Below are 20,729 nucleotides of genomic sequence, written 5' to 3'. Positions count from 1 at the left end.
GGACCGGTGCGTGCACCGGTCCGGCTCCGACCGTCCTTCCGCGCCTCGCCTCGCCTGCGTACCCTCAAGGAGTGCACATGATCGACTCGGCCCGTCGCCGACTGCGGGACCGGCCCGCACTGCGGGATGTCACGGTAGCCGTCGTCTGCTTCCTGCTGGCGGGCCCGCTGACGTCGCTGGCCTCAGGCCAGTGGCATACGGCGTCCTCCGGGCCGATCGTGCTGCTCGCCCTGTCCTGTGTGCCGCTGGTCGTCCTCAGCCGCCGGCCGCTCCCCGTCGTGGTGGCGACCGCGGCACTGGACATCACCCGTATCGTCCTCTTCCCGCTGAGCGGACCGCCGCCCCTCGCCACCGCGTTCGCCCTGTACGCGTTCGCCCTGCGCACCGACCGGCGTACCGCCTGGTATGCCGGGGCGCTCGCCGCCGCCGGCTTCACCATCGCGGGCGGGGTCTCCGCTCCCGGCGGGGAACGGCATCCGGAACTGCTCGGCCGCATCGCCTTCACCTTGCTGGCTGTCGCTCTGGGAGACGCCACCCGCAGTCGCCGCGAGCTGATCGACGCAGCGGTGGAGCGGGCCGACCGCGCGGAGCGCACCCGCGAGGAGGAGGCGCAGCGTCAGGTCACCGAGGAACGCGTCCGGATCGCCCGTGAACTGCATGACGTGGTGGCGCACCACATCACCTTGGTCAACGCGCAGGCCGGCGTCGCTCACCACCTGATGCGGACCAACCCCGAGCACGCGTACCAGGCGCTGGAACGCATCCGCGACACCAGTCGTGCCGCCCTGGACGAACTGCGTGCCACCGTGGGACTGCTGCGGGTCGGCAACGAACCGGACCAACTCGCCAAGGTACCTGCCCCCACACTGGCCGGCCTGGAAGCGCTGTTCGACTCGTTCCGGCACGCCGGTCTGCCTGTTGAACTCTCGGTGGCCGGGGACTGGGCCGAGCTCTTGCCGATGACTGAGGTGACGGCGTACCGGATCATCCAAGAGGCGTTGACCAACACCCACAAGCACGCGAGGCCGGCCACTGCGCAGGTGGTCCTCGACTTCCGAACCGACACTCTGCGGGTCACGATCACCGACGACGGCCGCGGCGTGCGCGGGATTCAAGCGCTGCCCGATTCGGGGGCGCTGCCGAGAGCGGGCCACGGAATGATCGGGATGCGCGAGCGGGCCAAGGCGGCCGGCGGCACCCTGACTGCCGGTGCGCAGCCGACCGGAGGCTTCCGTGTCATTGCCGAGCTGCCGCTGCACTACGGCCGAAATGGTCGGTCATGAAGGTCCTGCCCACCATGCGCCACACCCCGTATCGATCCGGTCCGCACACAAGCCCAGGAGGGCCGCGATACCCGCAGGAGAGAGCAGAATGGGACACAGCATGAACGGTAGGTCCGATCGGGCCCAGCCGTCGGCGGCACCCGCATGCGGGCCGCCATGGCGAGGACGGCTTCCGCGACCTCGAATTCCCTCCCTCGCGTAGCTTCCGGAAAGGCTGACGGTGACGATCCGGGTACTCCTTGCAGACGACCAGGCGCTGCTGCGCGGCACCTTCAAACTCCTGGTGGACTCCGCCCCGGACATGGTGGTGGTGGGCGAAGCGGGAAGCGGACGCGAGGCAGTCGCCATGACCCGCAGCGCCCGCCCGGACCTTGTGGTGATGGACATCCGGATGCCGGATATGGATGGCCTCGCCGCCACCCAGATGATCACGGCGGACGAGAGCCTGTCGCACGTCCACGTACTCGTTCTGACAACCTTCGTGAACGACGAGTACGTCGCGGAGGCGTTGCGCGCAGGTGCAGGCGGATTCCTTGGCAAGGGCGCAGATCCTGATGAGCTCCTCCACGCGATCCGAGTGGTCGCGCGGGGCGACGCGCTGCTGTCTCCCGACGCGACCAAAGCGCTCATCTCCCAGTTCCTGGCCCCGTCACCCCCGGCGCCAGAGGCGGTCGGCTTGCTCGACCGGCTCACGCCCCGTGAGCGTGAAGTCGTCACCCTGGTGGCGAAGGGCCTCTCCAACGACGAGGTCGCCGGCCAGCTGTTCGTCACTCCTCATACCGCCAAGACGCACCTCTATCGGGCCATGGCCAAACTGAACGCCCGTGACCGGGCCCAGGCGGTCATCTTCGCCTACGAGGCTGGATTGGTTCAGCCGGCCGGCAACGGAGCATGACACCACGACGTCCCCGGGCTGTCCGAAGAGACCAAGGCGCGCATCCTGGCAGCCGCCGACGAGTTCGGCTGGATGCCGAGCCGCCCCGCCAGGGCGCTGCCGCCCGGCAAGGCCGACGCGCTCGGGCTCGTACTGACCCGCGAGCCGGGACTCGTCGACGCGGACTCCGTCCTTCACCGCGCCTCAACCTGAGGTTGGAATTGGCTCAGTAGCCCTCGGGCCGCCCGCCCCACCCCTGAAGCCAGGCCTCCCTCCGGCCTGCCTGTCGTGGTTGCCCGCCACCGCGCGCCCTTTCTTGCGTCATGCACGTAAATGACGGATGTGAACGGCAGGCCGTGATCAGTGAAACCCCGCGAGGTGACGGCGAGCGACGCCGAGAGTTGCCTATCGCTACACGGCCAATGCGCCCAGTGACGCCACTTGGCCGTTCGAGGATTCGGCGCTGGTCTCAATCAGGTAACGCCGTATTTTTTTGCTTGACGCACTTAAAACAACTCCGACACACTCCCGGCATCCGCAGGTAACAGCAGGCGAGCAGGGCGACGGAGCCCCTGCCCTCAAGGTTGGAGCCCAGGTATGGCGATCTCTCGGCGAACCCTCATAGCGGCTATCGGAGCAGTGGCGGCGGCCGGAACGACCCTCGGCTCCGCACCTTCCGCGTTCGCGGCGGCCACCGCTCTCCCGGTCACCAGCCGCAACAGCGTCCACACGCGGCGCGGCGCAGGCCCTCTGTACTGGAACATCTACGGCTGGGCGTTCCCGAACAACGCTCCCATTCCAGAGGCGGAGTGGAAGTCCAACATCGACTGGCTGTCCACCGAGCTCGCCCCGCACGGCTACCGAATGGCCTGCACCGACGGCTGGATCGAGGGCTCTTCCAGGACCAACGCCAACGGCTACGTCACCAGTTACAACGACAGTTGGCAGCACGACTGGGCCTACTGGGTGGACTATTTGGGCGACCGCGGCATGACCCTCGGCGTCTACTACAACCCGTTCTGGGTCCACAAGGCCGCGGTCGCCGACACCACCAAGACCGTGGTCGGCCGCCCGGACGTACGGATCGCCGACATCGTCGCCCCCGGCGACTTCTTCGCCAAGGGTATCGGCGGCGACACCCTGTACTGGGTGGACGTGACGAAGCCCGGCGCCAAGGAGTACATCCAGGGCTACGTCAACTACTTCAAGAACCTGGGCGTTCCCTACCTGCGCGTGGACTTCCTGTCCTGGTACGAGACAGGCACGGACGCGAGTGTCGGCAACGTCGGGAACAGCCACGGCAGCGCTCACTACGAGACGGTGCTGCGCTGGATGCACGAGGCCGCCGGAGACGGCATCGAGCTGTCCCTGGTCATGCCACATCTGTTCAACAACGCCAGGAGCGAGCTCAAGTACGGCGACATGGTGCGCATCAACGCCGATGCGTTCCAAGGCGGTTGGGGCCAGCTCAGCGGCGGCCGGCAAAGCCACCAGGACGCCTGGCCGAACTGGTACAACCCGTTCTCCGGCTTCACCGGCTGGGCCCACCGCTCCGGTCGCGGCCAGCTCATCCTCGACGGCGACTTCCTGATGATGAGCAGGTTCGCCAGCGACCACGAGCGCCGCACGGCCATCAACCTGATGACGGTCGCCGGCTCGCCGATCGCCAGCGCCGACCTGCACAGCGACATCGGCACGCACGCGTCCTTCTACACCAACCCCGAGGTCCTCGACGTCCACAACAAGGGCCTGGTCGGCAAGCCCGTGTTCTACAACGGCAACTCCTACGCGACCGACCCCGGCAGCCGGGACACCGAGCGCTGGGCCGGTCAGCTGCCGGACGGCTCCTGGGTGGTGGGCCTGTTCAACCGGAACGACACCAACACCGTCACCAAGACGATCGATTTCGCCGGGCACCTCGGCATCTCCGGTGCGGCGACCGTCCGCGACCTGTGGACACGCACCGACCTCGGGTCGAGGACCAGCATCTCCACGGCGCTCGTCCCGCACGCCTCGCAGCTGGTGAGGGTCGTCCCGCAGACGGCTACGAAGCGCTACCACGCCGCCTTCGCCGCCTGGGGCGGCGGCGCCAACTTCAACAACAACCACGCCGGCTACGCGGGCATGGGCTTCGTCGACAAGCTGGAGGCCGGCAGTGAAGGCCCGACGGTGACCTTCGCCGTGCAGGCGCCGTCCGCCGGCACCTACTCCATCGGCTACCGGTACGCGAACGGGCTCGCGAGCGCCAGCACCATGACAGTGTCCGTGCAGAGGGAGGACCGGACCCAGGTGAGTGGTCCGTTTCAGGTGTCGTTCCCGAGGCTGGCCAACTGGGACACCTGGGGAACGGCCACCGGCAACGTCCAGCTGGCCGCCGGGGTCAATCTGATCTCCATCGGCCGGACCGGCACCGATTCCGGCGCCATCAATCTCAACTACATCGAACTGACCCTCTGACGTACGGCACAGGGATTACGCGCACGGAAAGGAGCGTCCGGACCATGGCACGGACGAGCATCGCGGTGCAGGACCTGATCGGGGAGCGGACACGAGCAGAGATCTTCGCGCTGGTGTTGACCGCGGGCCCCCTCTCGCGGACCGGTCTGTCCCAGCGGATGGGCCTGGCGCCCTCGACGGTAACCCGGCTGCTGCCACCGCTGCTGGAGCATGACTACTTGAGGGAGACCGACGCGCCGCCCCAGGGACGGGGACGCCCCCAGCGCATGCTGGAGGTCAACGCCGAGAAGCACGTCGCGGTCGGGGTCAAGATCGGCCCCGGCCAGGTCTCCGGTGTGGTCACCGACATGGCCGCGCAGATCCTGGTACGGGCCGAGGAACCCATCGACGACTGCCGTCCGCAGGTGGCGCTTGCCGCCGCCGCGGCCCTGACCCACCGGCTCCTCGATGAGGTGCCCGGGGCCCGGGAGCGCGTACTGGGCATCGGCGTGGGGGTCGGCGGACACGTCGACTCGGCCACGGGGATCTGCCGCTACTCGGCCATACTCGACTGGCAGCAGGTCGACGTGGCGGGGCCGCTCTCGGCCGCGACCGGGCTTCCGGTGGTCGTGAACAATGACGTCAACACCCTTGCGGTGGCGGAGCGCTGGTTCGGCGAAGGGCGGGACGTCGACTCCTTCGCCGTAGTCACCGTCGGGCCCGGCATCGGATGTGGCCTCCTGCTGAACGGCGAGCTGTTCTCCGGGGTCAGCGGTCTGGCCGGTGAGCTCGGCCACCTGCCCCTGGACCCGGCTGGACCCATGTGCAGCTGCGGAAGCCGCGGATGCCTGGAGGCCCTCGCCGGGGATCGGGCGGTGCTCCGGCACATCAGCGACGCCGGGATGCCCGACTGCGCGACCATCGCCGACGCCATCGCCATGGCGCGGGGCAACTCGGCGGGCCCTCGCGCCGTCGCCGCCGCCGCGTTCGCCGAATCCGGCGCCGCGCTGGGAATGGGGCTGGCCGGACTGCTCAACATCCTCAATCTCCAGAAGATCATCATCGCCGGTGAAGGAGCGGTCGCCCACGACCTGTTCGGACCCGCAATGACCACCGCGCTCAAGGCGCACGCGTTCTCGGACGCCGCGCGCGACTGCACCGTCCATGTCGATCCCGCCCAGCACGACGTGTGGGCCCGCGGAGCCGCGTCCCTCGCCATCCGCGAGGCCGTCGGCGCCGCAGTCCACTGACGCCGCGCCGGCCATCCGTCGGCGCCGCATACCCGCCTGCCGGCAACGGCCCCGAACCGCTCGGCCGGCATCCGGCACCCGCCCGACTCCGCCATCTCCCGAGGTCCCCACGTGCACCTGAACGACGACGTCACCGCCCCCGCCTGGTGGAAGAGCGCGGTGGTCTACCAGATCTACCCACGCAGTTTCGCCGACTCCGACGCAGACGGAATCGGAGATCTGCAGGGCATCATCGAACGGCTGGACCACCTCTCCCAGCTGGGCGTGGACGTGCTGTGGCTCTCCCCGGTCTGTCCGTCCCCGCACGACGACAACGGCTACGACATCAGCGACTACCAGGACATCGACCCGCTCTTCGGCACCCTTGAGGACTTCGACCGGCTTGTGGCGGCCGTCCACGAGCGTGACATGAAGTTGATCATGGACTTGGTGGTCAACCACACCTCCGACGAGCACCCTTGGTTCACCGAGTCCCGCGACGGCGGCAGGAGCGGCTCGAAGCGGGACTGGTACATCTGGCGCCCTGCCCGAGAGGGCATGGAGCCGGGTGCTCCGGGCGCCGAGCCGAACAACTGGGGTTCATGGTTCTCGGGTTCGGCCTGGGAGTACGACGAGGCGAGCCGCGAGTACTACCTGCACGTCTTCTCCCGCAAGCAGCCGGACCTCAACTGGGAGAACCCGGAGGTGCGCCATGCCGTCCACGCGATGATGCGCTGGTGGCTGGCCCGCGGTATCGACGGCTTCCGCATGGACGTCATCAACTTCGTGTCCAAGGACCCCGCGCTGCCCGACGGACTCATCCCGGAAGGTGCCCGGTTCGGCAAGGGCGACCCGTACTACATCTGCGGCCCCCGCATCCACGAGTACCTGGCGGAGATGCACCGCGAGGTTTTCGCCGACAACCCGCGCCGTCTCCTCGCCGTCGGGGAGATGCCCGGTGTCACGGTCGAGGAGGCCAGGCTTTTCACCGACCCGGCGCGTCGTGAACTCGACATGGTCTTCCAATTCGAGCACGTCGGCCTGGATCACGGCCCCGGCGGCAAGTTCGACCCCCGCCCACTCAGGCTGACCGACCTCAAGGCGAGCCTCGGCCGCTGGCAGGTCGGGCTGGCCGACACCGGCTGGAACAGCCTCTACTGGAGCAACCACGACCAGCCGCGTGCCGTCTCGCGGTTCGGCGACGACAGCCCCGCCCACCGCGCGCGCTCAGCGACGATGCTCGCCACCGTCCTCCACATGCACCGAGGAACGCCCTACGTCTACCAGGGCGAGGAACTGGGCATGGTCAACTCCCCGTTCGCCTCGATCGAGGACTTCCGCGACATCGAGTCGCTCAACCACTACCGCGAGCGGCTGGACGCCGGCGCTGACGAGGCCGAGATCCTGTCCGCACTGCGGGCCGTCGGCCGGGACAACGCCCGTACCCCGGTGCAGTGGGACACGACCGAGCACGCGGGCTTCACCACCGGCACTCCGTGGATCACGGTCAACCCCGACTACCACACCGTCAACGCGGAAGCTCAACTCGCCGACTCGGGCTCGGTCTTCCACTACTACCGGCGGCTCATCGCCATCCGGCACAGCGAATCCGCCGTCGTCCACGGGGACTTCCACCTTCTCCACCCCGACGACGAGCAGGTCTACGCCTTCACCCGCCAGGAGGCGGAGACGGGCACCGAACTGCTCGTCGTGGCGAACTTCACCGGCGACCGGGTCGTGGTCGAACTCCCGGAAGTCTGGGCCGGCACCGAAGTCCTCATCGCCAATGTCGAGGCCACCGAACCCCTCACCGCACGGCACACGCTGCAGCCGCGGGAAGCACGCGTGCACCGTCGCCGCAGCAGCTGACTTTCCCAGCCCACACCCCCTCAACTCACCCTCAATGCACTCGGAGGACAACTCTCATGAAGCTCACCCGAAGAAGGCCCCGTGCCGTGCTGCTGGCCACCGCGTGTCTCGCCCTGCTCGCGCCGCTGACCGCGTGTGGCGGCTCCGAGGTCGCCGCCGAGGACGGCAAGACCCTGCGCCTGTGGCATTACGAGGAGAAGGACGGGGCTCTCGACAAGGCGTGGGCTGCCGCGATCGAGGAGTTCGAGGAGACCCACCCCGGGGTGGAGGTCGTCTTCGAGCGGAAGGCCTTCGAGCAGATCCAGCAGAACGCCGGGATGGTCCTCAATTCCGACAAGGCACCGGACGTCCTGGAGTACAACAAGGGCAATGCCACCACGGGGCTCCTCGCGAAGCAGGGTCTGCTCACCGACCTGACCGCCGTAGCCGAGAAGCGCGGCTGGACGGAAAAGATCGGCGAGAGCGCCTCCGTCACCGCTCGCTACGACGCCAAGGGCGAGATGGGCGGCGACAAGTGGTACGGCATCCCCAACTACGGTGAGTTCGTCCTCGCGTACTACAACGACGATCTCTTCAAGAAGTACAAGGTCGACAAGCCCACGTCCTTCGCGACCTTCGAGGCCGCGCTGGCGAAGTTCAAGAAGGCGGGCGTCACACCGCTGGCCAACGCCGGCAACGAGTACCCCGCCTCGCACTGGCTCTACCTGCTGGCCCTGTCCAAGGCCGACGACACCTGGGTCAAGAACTACCAGCAGTACCAGGGCGAGGTCGACTTCAACGGCCCGGAGTGGACCTACGCGGTCGACACGTACAAGAAGTGGCTGGACAAGGGCTACTTCGAGAAGAAGGACGTCGGCGTCAAGGGCGCCGACATGGGCGAGCAGTTCGTCTCCCAGAAGCGGCCGATCATGGTCAGCGGCAACTGGTGGCTCGGCGGACTGAAGACCGACGCCAAGGACTTCAGCTGGAGCACCGCCCCGTACCCGGGCAGCGAGAAGACCCTCGGCTCCGGCGGCAACCAGTGGGTCATACCCACCAAGGCGAAGAACAAGAAGCTCGCCGAGGACTTCATCGACATCACCATGTCGCCGAAGATCCAGAAGCTCATCGGTGACGAGGGGAGCGTCCCACTGGCGGCCGAGCCGGAGGAGATCAAGGATCCCAAGGCTCGTCAGCTCATCGACGCCTTCAGCGCCTACCAGGACCGCGACGGACTGGCCTTCTACCCGGACTGGCCGGTGCCCGGCTACTACGACACGTTCGTCTCCGCCACGCAGAACCTGATGAACGGTGCCGACACCAAGTCCGTCCTCGGCGAGATCGAAGCGCCGTACACCAAGCACCTCGACACCCGGCGCTGACGGCCCGGACCCGTTGCGCCGTTCCTGGAAGGGCGGCCCGATCCGTCCCGGCCGCCCTCCCGCCCACCAAGGAGCACCCGTGAATACCAACCGCAGGCCGCGCCCCCACGGCCTGGGCTATGCCCCCTACCTCGCGCCTGGTCTGCTGCTGAGCCTGCTCTTCCTGGTAGTCCCGCTCGCGATGACCTTCGCCTACAGCTTCACCTCATGGCAGGGCGTCGGCACTCCCGTCTTCACCGGCCTGGACAACTACACCCGGCTGCTCGGCGACGCCGACTTCTGGGCCTCCTTCCGCAACATCGGCTTCGTCATCATCGGCATGGCCGTCATACCCACGCTGCTCGGCCTCTTCCTGGCGGCGCTGCTCTTCGATTACGTCGGCAAGAAGCACGGCGACGGTGTCGCGACCGCCCTGCGCTCCGGCCTCTACCTGCCCCAGGTCATCCCCGTGGCCGTCACCGGCCTGATGTGGGGCTGGATACTCGCCCCCGAAGGCGCAGTCAACAGCCTCCTGGACACCGTCGGTCTGTCATCGCTCGCCCACAATTGGCTGGGCGATCCGGACCTCGCCCTGTGGAGCGTCCTGGCCGTCCTGGTCTGGATGCAGCTCGGATATCCGCTCGTGCTCTTCATGTCCGGACTGCAGCGCGTCGACCCCGAGTTGTACGAGGCGGCGAGCCTGGACGGCGCCACCTGGTGGCAGCGGTTCACGCGCATCACCGTGCCCATCCTGCGCCCCGAGGTCTACGTCGTGCTCGTCACCACCACCATCGCCGGCCTGAAGGTCTTCGCCCAGATCTTCGTTCTGACCGGCGGCGGGCCCGGCAACGCGACGCTGGTCCCTTCGTACTTCGCGTACCAGAACTTCTTCGAACGCGCCGATGTCGGCTACGGCTCGGCGATCTCCAGCACCATGACCCTGCTCGTGCTGATCATCGCCGCCGCGATGCTGACCCGGCAGGCCCGGGAGGACGGTTGAGATGAGCACCGACACCAGCCCCACCACCGCATCCGAGACCGTCGTAAAGTCCGCCGCCGCACCAAAGCCCCCGCCCACGGCTGCGCGCGCCGGGACGCGCCGGGCGGACGGATCACGGCGCACCCTCGGCTCCTATGCCGTCGTCGCCTCGGTCACCGCGTTCACCCTGGTCTTCCTCGCCCCGTTCCTGATCATCCTGGTCAACTCGTTCAAGACCACGGCGGACTACCGTGCCCACGGCGCACTGTCCTGGCCCACCGAATGGAACTGGAGCATCATCGGGGAGGTCTGGGAGCGCGTCGACTTCACCCAGAAGCTCCTCAACAGCGTCGAGACGAGCCTCGGCGTCGTCCTCATCGCCGTCGTGCTCGCCCTGTTCAACGCGTACGCACTCGGTATCGGCCGCATGCGCCGGCGCACCGCCTTCCTCATCTTCTTCCTCGGCCTCAACGTCGTGCCTCAGGAGGGCCTGCTCTACCCCGTCTACTACCTTTTCAAGGAGATGGGTCTGTACGACGGGAAGCTGGGCTACACCCTCCTCGTCGGCATCACCTACAGCGCGTTCGGCACCTACCTGCTCTCCTCCGTCTTCAGCGGCTTCCCCCGCGAACTCATCGAGGCCGCCTCCATGGACGGCGCCGGGCGCTGGACGATCCTGTGGCGCATCGTCCTCCCGATGAGCTGGCCCACCCTGTCCGTCCTGTGCGTCTTCTTCTTCGTCTGGAGCTGGAACGAGTTCCTCTACCCGCTCGTTCTGCTCATCTCCAACGAGAACCAGACCGTGCCCCTCGGTCTGTCCGTCATGCAGGGCCAGTACACCAGTGACCCCACCGCCATGAGCGCCGCCGCCCTGCTCGGCATCATCCCGATGATCGTCTTCTTCCTGCTCTTCCAACGCTCCCTCACCCGCGGCGTCACGGCCGGCGCGGTGAAGTAGCCGCCGCTGCTGTCCGGCGCGCCGCGAACTCGCGAGAAACGCCCCATTCCCTCGTACTGTGGAAGCCATGACGAAACCAGGGCCCGAGGTGTGGGAGACGCTGCTCGATGCGGCGGGTGCCGAAGTGGCCGCGATCGCGCGGCGGGCGCGCGAGGTGGTGCGGGAAGCGGTTCCCGATGCTGTCGAAGAGGTCGACGTATCGGCTCGGCTGCTCGCTTTCACCTTCGCGCCCGGCACGTACAAGGGCATTGCGGCGGGCCTCATCCTGCACTCCGGGCACGTGAACCTGCAGTTCGGCGAGGGCGTCGAGCTGGCCGCTCATGATCCATCCGGGCTGCTCACCGGCACGGGCAAGAAGGCCCGGCACGTCAAACTCCACGACCCGCGGGATCTGGAGGATCCACGGGTCGTGGAGCTGGTGGTGGCCGCCGCCGCGCGACGGCGTGCTCAACTGGCCGACGAGTAGGCGGCGACTTCAATGGGTCCCGCCGTGGACCGGGGCTCCAGGGATCAGCAGATTGGCACGCCAGGCAGCTTGGCGTCCGGGTGGTTGATGTAGATGTTCGTCATGAAGCCGTTCTGATCGCGCAGCTTGCTCCACCAGTTGTTGGTGATGCCCTCCGCGGTCACGGTGTCGCCCTGCTTCTGGCAGACGACCACGACATCCGTGGGACCGGACAGGGTCGTGACCACCGGAGAGCTCGTGTAGGCGTCGGCCCGGACGTTGACGCCGCTGCCGTAGGTGCGGAACGGTGTGCCGCCGCCGCACCCGTTGTCGCTGGTGAGGAACGACTGGTTGTACGAGGAGGGGTAGGGCAGGGCGGCACCGTTGATCCGGATGTCCTGGCCCACACCGTTGAGGAGCTGCTCGTAGTGGATGTGCGGGCCGCTGGAGTTGCCGGTGCTGCCGGTGGTTCCGATCTGCTGGCCCTGGGCGACCTGCGCGCCGCTGGGCACGGAGTACGCCAACAGGTGGAAGTAGTAGGTCTTCCAGCCGCCGCCGTGGTCGATGGCTATGTAGTTACCGGCGCCGCTCGGCTGGGAGTACCGGGTGGCGGTCCCCGAGGCGGACGCCAGGACCGGAGAGCCGTTGGTCGTCCCGCCGTCCGCCCGGACGAAGTCGAGGGCACGCCGGACCTCGGCGGAGTGGTGACTGAACGTCCATTTCTGGCCGCAGGCGTAGGGAGCCTTGAAGTTGGGGGCTGCGAGGCTCGCGGCCGCTCCGGCGGGAAGCGGGGCTATCAGGACGGCAACGAGGCCGGCCAGTGCCGCGGCGACGAGGGCTGGGAGACGTCTCAGGTGCATGGTGGGATCTCCTCGGAGAGGTTCAGGCGGTCGGGGGCGATCGCGCCCCCTCGAACGGACATGAGGGGTGCAGGGTCAGCAGTCGGGGATGACGTTTCCGCTGTTGTCCTTCGCCTCGTCGTTGCCCCAGCGCGAGAGGTAGTACGCGGACACGTACTGATTCGCGGGTCCGACGTCCGGATCGGTGCGCAGCCACCAGTGGTTGTACGAGGTGGCGTTGCCGATCATCCGTCCCCAGACCTTGCAGTACACGTAGTTGGTGCCCTTGCGCAGGGTCCCGGTCTCGGTGGTGCTGGTCGCGGAGGCGAAGACCGGGGCGTCGGCGTAGGTGTCGACCCAGTACCTGGACGCCTGGGGGCTCCCCAGGCCGACGTCGAGGTAGTTGCGGTCGATGTTCACCGTGGCGCCGCCCCAGGTCTCGCTGACCTCACCGGCGTACTGGTGGATGCGTTGGTGGTCCGGCCAGGCCGAAGCCGGTGCGTAGCTGCCGGTGTTGGTGTCGGCCGCGTTGTTCCACCAGGCGAACCAGATGTGGTCCACCCGGGTGTAGGCGGGGTTGTTGTACTCGGCCGCCGCGTCACGGATGCCGGACGAGGCGCTGGAGTAGACGCCCGAGAGATACCCGCTCGCGTGCAGCGCCTCGGTCCAGCCCGAGAGGTAGGAGAGCACCGCCGCCTTGCAGGAGGCGTTGGAGGCATAGCCCTCGATGTCGTTGTAGATCGCGCTGCCGGCCGGAATGCCGAGCGACTGGGCGGCGGACACCGAGCTGTTGGCGGCGCTCGCGCCCTGCGAACGTGCGGTGGCCGGGTCGGAGGACATCTTGTTGGAGAAGGCGGAGCAGGGTGCCTGTCTGCCGACTTCGATCGGGATCAGGTGCCAGCCTTTGGCCGTCTGATTGCTGACCCAGCTCGCGGTGAGATTGGGCTGCCCGCAGGCGCGGGTCTGGCCGCTGATGTAGACACCGACGGCCCGGTAAGGGGAGTTGGCCAGCCAGCTGTCCATCGTCGACTGCGACGGGGCGGCACACGCGTCGAAACCCTTGCCGGTGAAATCACCTGGCTGCGGACCCGCCGCGGCGGCCACTCCGGCCGCACCCACACGTGCCGTGGCGAGCGCGACGGGATGCGCGTCGGCGGTCAGGGTGGCGGTGCCGAGAACCTTGCGTACGGAAGCTTCGGTGGCGTCGGTGTGGGCCGCGGTGACGAGGACACCCGCGCTTTCGATGGCGACCTGGATCTCCCCGTTGCGGGTCAGGGGCCGGGGCGCGACGGCGGAGCCTTCGGCTGCGCGAGCCGTTGAGGAAGTGGTGCGGCCGGCATCCAGGGTGGCGAGGGGTTCGACGATCAGACCCTGGGTACGTCCCACCAGGCCGGTCGGGCAGGCCGACGAGTCTCCCGGGTGGCCGAGGTAGACGGCGGGATGGTCGAAACGTATGCACGCGTCGGGCTGTTCCGCGAGATCGACCACGTGCCAGGTGGCCGGGACCTTCAGCCGGTAGCCCTGGTACGTCACGGTGCGTGTGTCGCTCTTCCCCTGGGCCGGGGAGGCCTGAGCCGGCCCCGTGGTGACGGTTCCCAACACCATGAGCAGGGCGGTCACTGCTGTGGCCCACCCTCGTCTGCCTCGGAACGGACGAAGTCGCATCAACGGTCTCCTCTGTGGGTTGCGAGGAACAGGGGGACTGCAGTGCACTGTGTACGGAATCGTGGTTGCGCGTCGGTTGCGCCGCGGTTGCGCTCCTGCTTGACATGCACTTGCCGTTCTCGGAGCGTCGGGAGGCCGGGCCACTGACACGCGCTCCGCCCATGACCACAGGGATGTGATGGGGTGTGATCCGTTATCGGATCCTTGGCCGGATCGATGTCTTCGACGGTGTTCAGTGGCGTGCGCCCGGTGCCGCGAAGCAACGCGCCCTCCTTGCTTGCCTGCTGGTCCACGCCAACCGCTTCGTGTCGGCGGACGCCCTCGTGTACGAGCTCTGGGGCGACCGGCCTCCCGAGTCGGCGACGAAGTCGCTGCAGGTGTACATCCACCGCCTCCGCCAGGGCCTCGGCGGCGGGCAGAGCCCTCTTCGTACCCGTCACAGCGGGTACGAACTGTGCGTGGAGCCGGGGGAACTCGATGCCGAGCGGTTCGCCTCCCTCGCGGGGCTGGGCCGGGCCGCGCTGGCGAAGGGGAGGCCCGGGGAAGCCGTGGTCACCCTGACCGAGGGGCTCGCGCTGTGGCGTGGCGAAGCGTTCGCCGACGTACCGCCCGGCCGCAGTGTGGCTACCGAGATCTCCCGGTTGGAGGAGGCCCGGCTGACAGCCTGGCAGGACCTCGCCGATGCCAGACTCGCCACGGGCAGTTACCGCGAACTGGCTGCGGAGCTCGACCGCCTGGTGACCGAACACCCTCTCAGGGAAGCCTTGTGGGCCAGGCTCGTCCACGCACTGCATCTGTCCGGCGAGCGGTCGGAGGCGCTCCGCGCCTACGCGGCAGCCCGCACCGTGTTACGCGACGAACTCGGCGTGGAGCCCGGCGCCGGCCTGCGCGATGTCCACCGGCTGGTCCTGGCCACGCCCGAGCAGCCCCGGCGTTCCATTATGTGTGAACTGCCGCCGGATATCGCGCACTTCGTGGGGCGCGACAGAGAGCTGAACCGCGTGCTCGGCGGGCTCGGCGACGAGCCGGAGCGGCCGGCCGACCTTCCGGGGCGGGTGGCGCGGACGCCTCGTGTAGTGGTCATCACCGGCCTGGCCGGTGTCGGCAAGAGCTCGTTCGCCGTACACGCCGCCCATGCGCTCCGCGACGCCTTCGCCGACGGACAGTTGTACGCGGATCTACGGGCCGGCTCATCGGGCCGGGCAAGGCCCGGTGACGTACTCGCCACTGTGCTCCAAACCCTCGGCGTACCCCGCGCCTCCCTGCCATCTCGCCTGGACGCCCTGGCGAGCCGCTACCGAAGCGAACTGGCCGATCGCAGAATCCTGGTCGTCCTCGACAATGCCGCCGACGCACAGCAGGTCCGCCCGTTGTTGCCCGGCACCGGCAGCGGTGCGGTCCTCATCACCAGCCGCGGCAGACTTGCCGGCGTCGAGGGCGCGTTGCGCATCCCGCTGAATCTGTTCGACGACAACGAGGCCCGCACTCTGCTTGCCCACGCCACAGGCGACGACCGTGTGCAGCGGGCCCCCAGAGCGGCGGCCCGGCTCACGCGTCAGTGCGGCAATCTCCCCTTGGCTGTTCGCATCGCGGGTGTCCGACTGGCCGGCCGCCCCCACCTCACGCCGCTGCGGCTGGCCGACACGCTCGCCGACGAGGGGCGGCGCCTCGACGAACTGGTGGCCGGAGATCTGGACCTGCGGTCCGCCCTGGGCATCGGATACCGGGCGCTCAGCCCGCGGGCCCGGCGCGCCTTCCGGCTCCTGGGGGTGCTCAACGCGGACTCCGTGCCGTCGTGGGTGGTGCGTGTGCTGCTCGGGGCATCGGGCGGCGAGGCCGACAGCGTGACGGACGCTCTTATCGAGCAGGGGCTGTTGGAGATACACACGGTGGAGGGAACGCCGGGCGCGCCACGCTTTCGCATGCATGAGCTCGCGCGGCTGTTCGCCCGGGAGCTGTCGGCCTCGAACGAGACGCCACACGAGAAGGCCGAAGCGGTGGACCGGGTCTGCGCGGCCTACTTGCGAGCGTCGCAGCGGGCGGCCCGGGGAATCGTCTCGGAAGCAGCCGGACTTCCGGCCGGCCCAGGCCCTTCATGGGCCGGACCGCGGCCACTCTCCTGGCTGGAGGCCGAGTACCGCACGGTCTCCCGCCTCGTCGGGCAGGCGGACCCAGGTACGGCCTGGCGGCTGGCGGCGGGCCTCGCCGGGTACTTCGAGTCCGCCGCCCGCAACCACGAGTGGCGCACGACGCACGAAACGGCGCTGGCCGCCGTCCGCCGCGCCGGTGACCTCCGCGGCGAGGCCGCCATGCAGCGGGGCCTCGGCGAAGTCAACACGGTCCAGGACCGCTACACCGAGGCGATCGCCTGCTTCCGGCTCTCTCTGCGCGCGTACCGGCTGCACGGCCGCCGCGACCCGGGAGAGGCCGAGGCAGGGGCGGGGCTCGGCGTCCTGTTGCGGCTGCGCGGCCGGCACGGCGAGGCGATCGCCTGCCTTGAGCAGGCCATAGAGAGTGCTCGTGTCACGAGGAACGCGTGGGCGCAGTCGTACGCGGGGTGCGCGCTCGGCACCGTGTATCTGGAGCGCGGGATGAGTGGTGAAGCCCGGGTGGAGTTCGAACGCTCCCTGGCGATCGCCGCCGCCACGGGCTACCGGGCCGGCGAGTATTCGGCGTTGCGCTGCCTGGGGCTGGTGGAGCTGGCCGGCGGTCGGCTCGGGGTCGCGCAGGAGCGGCTGGAGGAGGCGCAAAGGATTGCCGCCGAGACGGGCAACGTCGTGGGTGAGGTCCACGTCGGGCAGTGGCTCGGCCACCTCATCGATCTCGGAGGGGATTCCGAGCTCGCCGAGCGCACGCTCGTGGAGTGCTTGACCGCCTACCGAGGGTTCGGCGATCGCTTCGGGGAGGCGCTGACACTGCGCACGCTCGCCGACCTCCGTCTGCACAACGACCGCCCGGAGGATGCGCGGCTGGCTGCCCAGGAGTCCCTCGCCATCTGGCAGCGGTTGGGCTCGCCGTACTGGACCGCCCGCACACTCGATGTTCTGGCGGAGATGCCCGGAGCGGAAGCGGACGGCGAACGGGCCCGCCGCGGGGCGGCGACTCTGCGCGCGGCCATGGGCCTCTCGTCCTCCCTTCGCCCGGCAGCCGCCGGTACCCGCCGCTCAGTGGGTGGCCACCTGCTGCTGGACGTGATCTGAGCCCAGCACTCCGCGGCTCAGCCCCGGACAGTGTCCGTTCCGAGCGACCGTCGGGGGGTGTCGCGGTGGCCGGGCAACTCTGCGGCGGCGACCACTTCGAGCGGCTGCCCAGCCGATCCCAAGAATCGTGTGCCGTCGATCCATTGACGTAGGTTCACCGACTCAGTACAACGTTGGAACATCCCTAGCCTGCATACCCAGCCGGACTAGTACGCCAAGCGCTTCTCACGTTGTACACACTGCTGTGGAAGGACGCCAACCCATGCGGAACCGCATGCCGCACCCTCCCCCTTCATCGCCCTCGCGTCGCGGACTGCTGCGTGGTGCTCTGGCGCTCGGTGCAGCCGGCGCGGCGTCGGCCGCGCTCAGCGGCTGCGGCACCTCCGTCGGCCAGGCCTTCACCGGCGCAGCGCCGCCACCGTCCCGGCTGAACTTCTGGAACCCGTTCGGCGGTGGCGACGGCGCCCGCATGATCGCCATGGAGAACGCGTACCGCGAGCAGCAGCCCAGAACCTCGCTGAAGGCCGCCACATTCGGCTGGGGTACCCCGTACTACACGAAGTTGACGCTCGCGACCCTCGGCGGGCGCCCGCCACAGGTCGCCGTCGCGCACCTGTCGAAGGTGCCGATGCTCGCCGAGGCGGGGCTGCTCAGCAGGCTGTCCCCCGAAGACCTCGCCCGGCACGGCATGACAGAGGCCAAGTTCAGCCCGGCGGCCTGGGAGAAGGCCCACCTGGACGGCGCGTTGCACGCCATCCCCCTGGACACTCACTTGTTCGTCCTCTACTCCCACACTTCCGTCGTCCAGAAGGCCGGACTCCTCGACGCCCAGGGAAAGATGGTCTCGCTCGACGGCCCCGACGAGTTCGTCGACGCCCTGAAGGCGGCCAAGGAGGCGACCGGCGCCTGGGGTGGCTCGATCTCCGCGGTGAAGGACCCTTCCACGCAGTTCCGCCTCTTCCTGTCGCTCTACCGCCAACTGGGCGGCGTCGACCTCGTCACCGACGCGGGCAAGACGGTCGTGATCGACATGGCGGCCGCGGAGCAGGCCCTGGCCTATATCCGCCGGCTGACCGAGGAGAAGCTGCTCCCTCCAAGCGTCGACGGCGCAGCTGCGATCACTCTGTTCACCTCGGGCAAGGCCGGCTTCCTCATGGACGGCGTATGGCAGGTGCTCGCTGTGAAGGACAGCTCCGACGTGGAGTTCGACATGCAGCGGCTGCCGCGCATCTTCAAGGAGGCGCCGTACGCCTGCTTCGCGGACTCGCACGCCCTGGTCCTGCCCAAGACGCCCTCTGCCGCGGCGCAGCGCCTCGACCTGTCACTGGAGTTCGCCTCCTCGCTGCTCGGATCCAGCCAGCTCTGGGCCGAGGGCGGGCACGTGCCGGCCTGGCTTCCGGTGCAGGAGTCCGCGGCGTACAAGAACCTCGAGCCGCAGTCGCACTACGCCGACGCCGCGGTAGGCGCGGTCTACGACCCGGCCGCCTGGTACGGCGGCGCGGGCAGCACCCTGCAGAACAAGGTCGGTGACACGGTCGCCTCGGTCTTCTCCGGTGCCCGGAGCCCGAAGGCCGGCGCGGTGAAGATACGCAGCGAACTGAAAAGGCTCGCGGCCATCCCGTCCCCGCTCTGACCGGCACCCAATCCACCCAGCCTTCGGATGAAAGGCCGACTTGTGGCCACGATCGCTTCTCCCACTCCAGCCCGCCGCGCGCGCCGCTGGGCCGGGCCGGGCATGCTCGCCCCGTTCGCCGTCCTCTATGCGCTGTTCCTGGTCTTCCCGCTGATCTACACGTTCGTCTCCGGATTCTTCAACGGCAGCCTGCTCAAGAGCGGCCTCGGCGAGTGGACCGGGCTCACCAACTACACGAAGGTGCTCGGCGACCCCGAATTCTGGGACGCGCTGTGGCACACCATCTGGTTCACCATCCTGACGACCGTCCCGCTCGTCGTCCTCGCCCTGGTGCTGGCGGTCCTCGCCGACCGCTTCGCACGTGGCAGCTGGTTCTTCCGGCTCGCGTTCTTCGCGCCCTTCGTCCTGCCGTCCTCGGTCGTCGCGCTGATCTTCGGGTACATCTTCACCGACCAGATCGGGCTCGCGCAGGCCGTCGTGACGTGGTTCGGCGTCGATACGCCGCCCTCCTGGCTGGGTGATCCGGACTGGGCGATGATCTCGATCGCCGCGGCAACCATCTGGTGGACCATCGGCTTCAACTTCGTGCTCTACCTGGCCGGTCTGCAGGAGATCCCGCGCGACGTGCACGAGGCGGCTGCGCTGGACGGGGCAGGCCCCTGGCAGCGGATCCGGCACGTCGTCCTGCCGATGCTGGGACGCACCACGACGCTCGTGACCGTGCTGCAGATCATCGCCTCGCTCAAGGTCTTCGACCAGATCTACATGATGACCGGCGGCGGCCCCGACAACAGCACCACCTCCTCGATCCAGATGATCTACAACACCGGCTTCATCGACGGCCGCATCGGATACGCCTCAACGGTCTCGCTGCTGCTGTTCGTGGTCATCCTGGCGATCTCGCTCGTCTGGTTCGCCCTCGTCCGCCGCGCCGAAAAGGAGAGCTGACCATGACCGCCACCGCTCCTGTCACCGCACCGCCACGGGAGGAGGTGTCCGCTCCGCCCACCCACAAACGGTACGACGCGGAGACGCTTTTCAACCGGGTCGGTCTCGGTGTCCTGATCGCCCTCGCGCTGCTCTGGCTGATACCGCTGCTCTGGGCGTTCTCCACCTCGGTCCGGTCGAACGGGGAGATCAACACCGATCCGACGAGCTGGTTCACCAGCCACCCGACCCTCGCCGCTTACCGGAGCATCTTCGACGAGGGCAACATGCCCTACTGGTATGCGAACAGCTTCTTCACCGCGACCCTGACGACGCTGTTCACCCTCGTGGTCGCCTCGCTCGCGGCCTTCGCCCTGTCGAAGACGCGCTTCCGGTACCGCCGCGCCGCTTTCGTCGCCCTCCTCGCCGGGATCATGATCCCGGGGCAGGTGCTGATGATCCCCCAGTTCCTGTCGCTGCAGCAGGTCGGGCTGCTCAACACCTACTGGGCCGTGATCCTGCCTCAGATCCCGAACGTCGTCGCCGTCTTCGTCTTCAAGCAGTTCTTCGACGGCATCCCGGACGAACTCGTCGAAGCGGCTCGCGCGGACGGTGCCGGCTGGTTCCGGGTCTACTGGCAGATCGTGATGCCGGTCTCGAAACCGGTGATATCGGCGGTGACGATCTTCGTCTTCGTTGGTGCGTGGAACAACTTCATGTGGCCGCTGCTGGTCATGACCGACCCCCAGATGATGCCACTGCCGGTCGGCCTGGCTTCGACGCAGAACACCTATGGCGTCGAGTACGCCCAGGTCATGACCTCGGCCGTGCTCGGTGCGATCCCCCTGCTCGCGGTGTTCCTGCTCTTCCAGCGCCGCATCGTCGAAGGCATCGCGGGCACGGGGCTCAAGTAGCGCGTGCGTGCCCCACGTCCCGGTCGGGCCTGGAACACGGGGCCGCCCGGGGCGCCGGTGGCCGTACGTACGGCACGTCTGGGTGGTCGGCGGGTTATCGACCGCGGGAGTACGCCGCGGCGCGGGCCCGGCCGGCGC

15 protein-coding genes are annotated in these 20,729 nt (G+C 68.5%); 13 read left to right on the top strand and 2 right to left on the bottom strand.

What is annotated here, in order from left to right:
• Nucleotides 1-77: 77 nt before the first annotated feature.
• The 9 genes from ACWGO0_RS22180 to ACWGO0_RS22140 all read left to right on the top strand — a co-directional run bounded on the left by ACWGO0_RS22180 (nucleotide 78) and on the right by ACWGO0_RS22140 (nucleotide 11,434).
• Nucleotides 78-1,283: a sensor histidine kinase gene (locus ACWGO0_RS22180; RefSeq protein WP_453537543.1), complete on the top strand. Its 1,206-nt coding sequence runs from the start codon at nucleotides 78-80 to the stop codon at nucleotides 1,281-1,283.
• Nucleotides 1,284-1,503: 220 nt separating this feature from the next.
• Nucleotides 1,504-2,178, top strand: a complete 675-nt coding sequence (locus tag ACWGO0_RS22175) for a response regulator (RefSeq protein WP_453537540.1) — start codon at nucleotides 1,504-1,506, stop codon at nucleotides 2,176-2,178.
• A 576-nt stretch (nucleotides 2,179-2,754) separates the two neighbouring features.
• Complete coding sequence (locus ACWGO0_RS22170) at nucleotides 2,755-4,614, top strand: carbohydrate-binding protein (RefSeq protein ID WP_453537537.1); 1,860 nt, start codon at nucleotides 2,755-2,757, stop codon at nucleotides 4,612-4,614.
• A 44-nt stretch (nucleotides 4,615-4,658) separates the two neighbouring features.
• Nucleotides 4,659-5,843: an ROK family protein gene (locus tag ACWGO0_RS22165; RefSeq protein ID WP_453537534.1), complete on the top strand. Its 1,185-nt coding sequence runs from the start codon at nucleotides 4,659-4,661 to the stop codon at nucleotides 5,841-5,843.
• Nucleotides 5,844-5,954: 111 nt separating this feature from the next.
• The gene (locus tag ACWGO0_RS22160) at nucleotides 5,955-7,691 is read left to right on the top strand and encodes a glycoside hydrolase family 13 protein (RefSeq protein WP_453537531.1); all 1,737 of its coding nucleotides are present in this window, start codon (nucleotides 5,955-5,957) and stop codon (nucleotides 7,689-7,691) included.
• Nucleotides 7,692-7,747: 56 nt separating this feature from the next.
• Nucleotides 7,748-9,052 (top strand): ABC transporter substrate-binding protein, encoded by a 1,305-nt coding sequence (locus ACWGO0_RS22155; protein WP_453537528.1) that lies wholly within the window; start codon nucleotides 7,748-7,750, stop codon nucleotides 9,050-9,052.
• Between the two features lie 79 nt (nucleotides 9,053-9,131).
• A complete protein-coding gene (locus ACWGO0_RS22150; RefSeq protein ID WP_453537525.1) occupies nucleotides 9,132-10,031 on the top strand; it encodes a carbohydrate ABC transporter permease in 900 nt (299 codons plus the stop codon).
• A gap of 1 nt (nucleotide 10,032) precedes the next feature.
• Nucleotides 10,033-10,968 carry a carbohydrate ABC transporter permease gene (locus ACWGO0_RS22145; protein WP_453537522.1) on the top strand — a complete coding sequence of 312 codons (936 nt, stop codon included), beginning with the start codon at nucleotides 10,033-10,035 and terminating at the stop codon, nucleotides 10,966-10,968.
• A gap of 67 nt (nucleotides 10,969-11,035) precedes the next feature.
• Complete coding sequence (locus ACWGO0_RS22140; protein WP_453537519.1) at nucleotides 11,036-11,434, top strand: DUF1801 domain-containing protein; 399 nt, start codon at nucleotides 11,036-11,038, stop codon at nucleotides 11,432-11,434.
• 44 nt (nucleotides 11,435-11,478) lie between these two features.
• Here ACWGO0_RS22140 and ACWGO0_RS22135 read toward each other — a convergent pair whose 3' ends face one another.
• Both ACWGO0_RS22135 and ACWGO0_RS22130 read right to left on the bottom strand, forming a co-directional pair.
• Nucleotides 11,479-12,273 (bottom strand): peptidoglycan DD-metalloendopeptidase family protein, encoded by a 795-nt coding sequence (locus tag ACWGO0_RS22135; RefSeq protein WP_453537516.1) that lies wholly within the window; start codon nucleotides 12,271-12,273, stop codon nucleotides 11,479-11,481.
• Nucleotides 12,274-12,348: 75 nt separating this feature from the next.
• Nucleotides 12,349-13,872, bottom strand: a complete 1,524-nt coding sequence (locus ACWGO0_RS22130) for a glycoside hydrolase domain-containing protein (protein WP_453537513.1) — start codon at nucleotides 13,870-13,872, stop codon at nucleotides 12,349-12,351.
• A gap of 230 nt (nucleotides 13,873-14,102) precedes the next feature.
• Here ACWGO0_RS22130 and ACWGO0_RS22125 point away from each other — a divergent pair, with 230 nt between their 5' ends.
• The 4 genes from ACWGO0_RS22125 to ACWGO0_RS22110 all read left to right on the top strand — a co-directional run bounded on the left by ACWGO0_RS22125 (nucleotide 14,103) and on the right by ACWGO0_RS22110 (nucleotide 20,591).
• On the top strand, nucleotides 14,103-17,117 hold the full coding sequence (locus tag ACWGO0_RS22125; RefSeq protein WP_453537510.1) for a BTAD domain-containing putative transcriptional regulator: 3,015 nt from the start codon (nucleotides 14,103-14,105) through the stop codon (nucleotides 17,115-17,117).
• 262 nt (nucleotides 17,118-17,379) lie between these two features.
• Nucleotides 17,380-18,750, top strand: coding sequence for an extracellular solute-binding protein (locus ACWGO0_RS22120; RefSeq protein ID WP_453537507.1), 1,371 nt, complete (start codon nucleotides 17,380-17,382; stop codon nucleotides 18,748-18,750).
• Nucleotides 18,751-18,777: 27 nt separating this feature from the next.
• Entirely contained in the window at nucleotides 18,778-19,698 is a 921-nt protein-coding gene (locus tag ACWGO0_RS22115) for a carbohydrate ABC transporter permease (RefSeq protein WP_453537504.1), read from the top strand.
• A 2-nt stretch (nucleotides 19,699-19,700) separates the two neighbouring features.
• Nucleotides 19,701-20,591 (top strand): carbohydrate ABC transporter permease, encoded by an 891-nt coding sequence (locus tag ACWGO0_RS22110; protein WP_453537501.1) that lies wholly within the window; start codon nucleotides 19,701-19,703, stop codon nucleotides 20,589-20,591.
• Nucleotides 20,592-20,729 lie beyond the last annotated feature (138 nt).

Source organism: Streptomyces sp. NPDC055749 (assembly GCF_053617235.1).
This window is presented reverse-complemented; position numbering and strand designations above follow the sequence as displayed.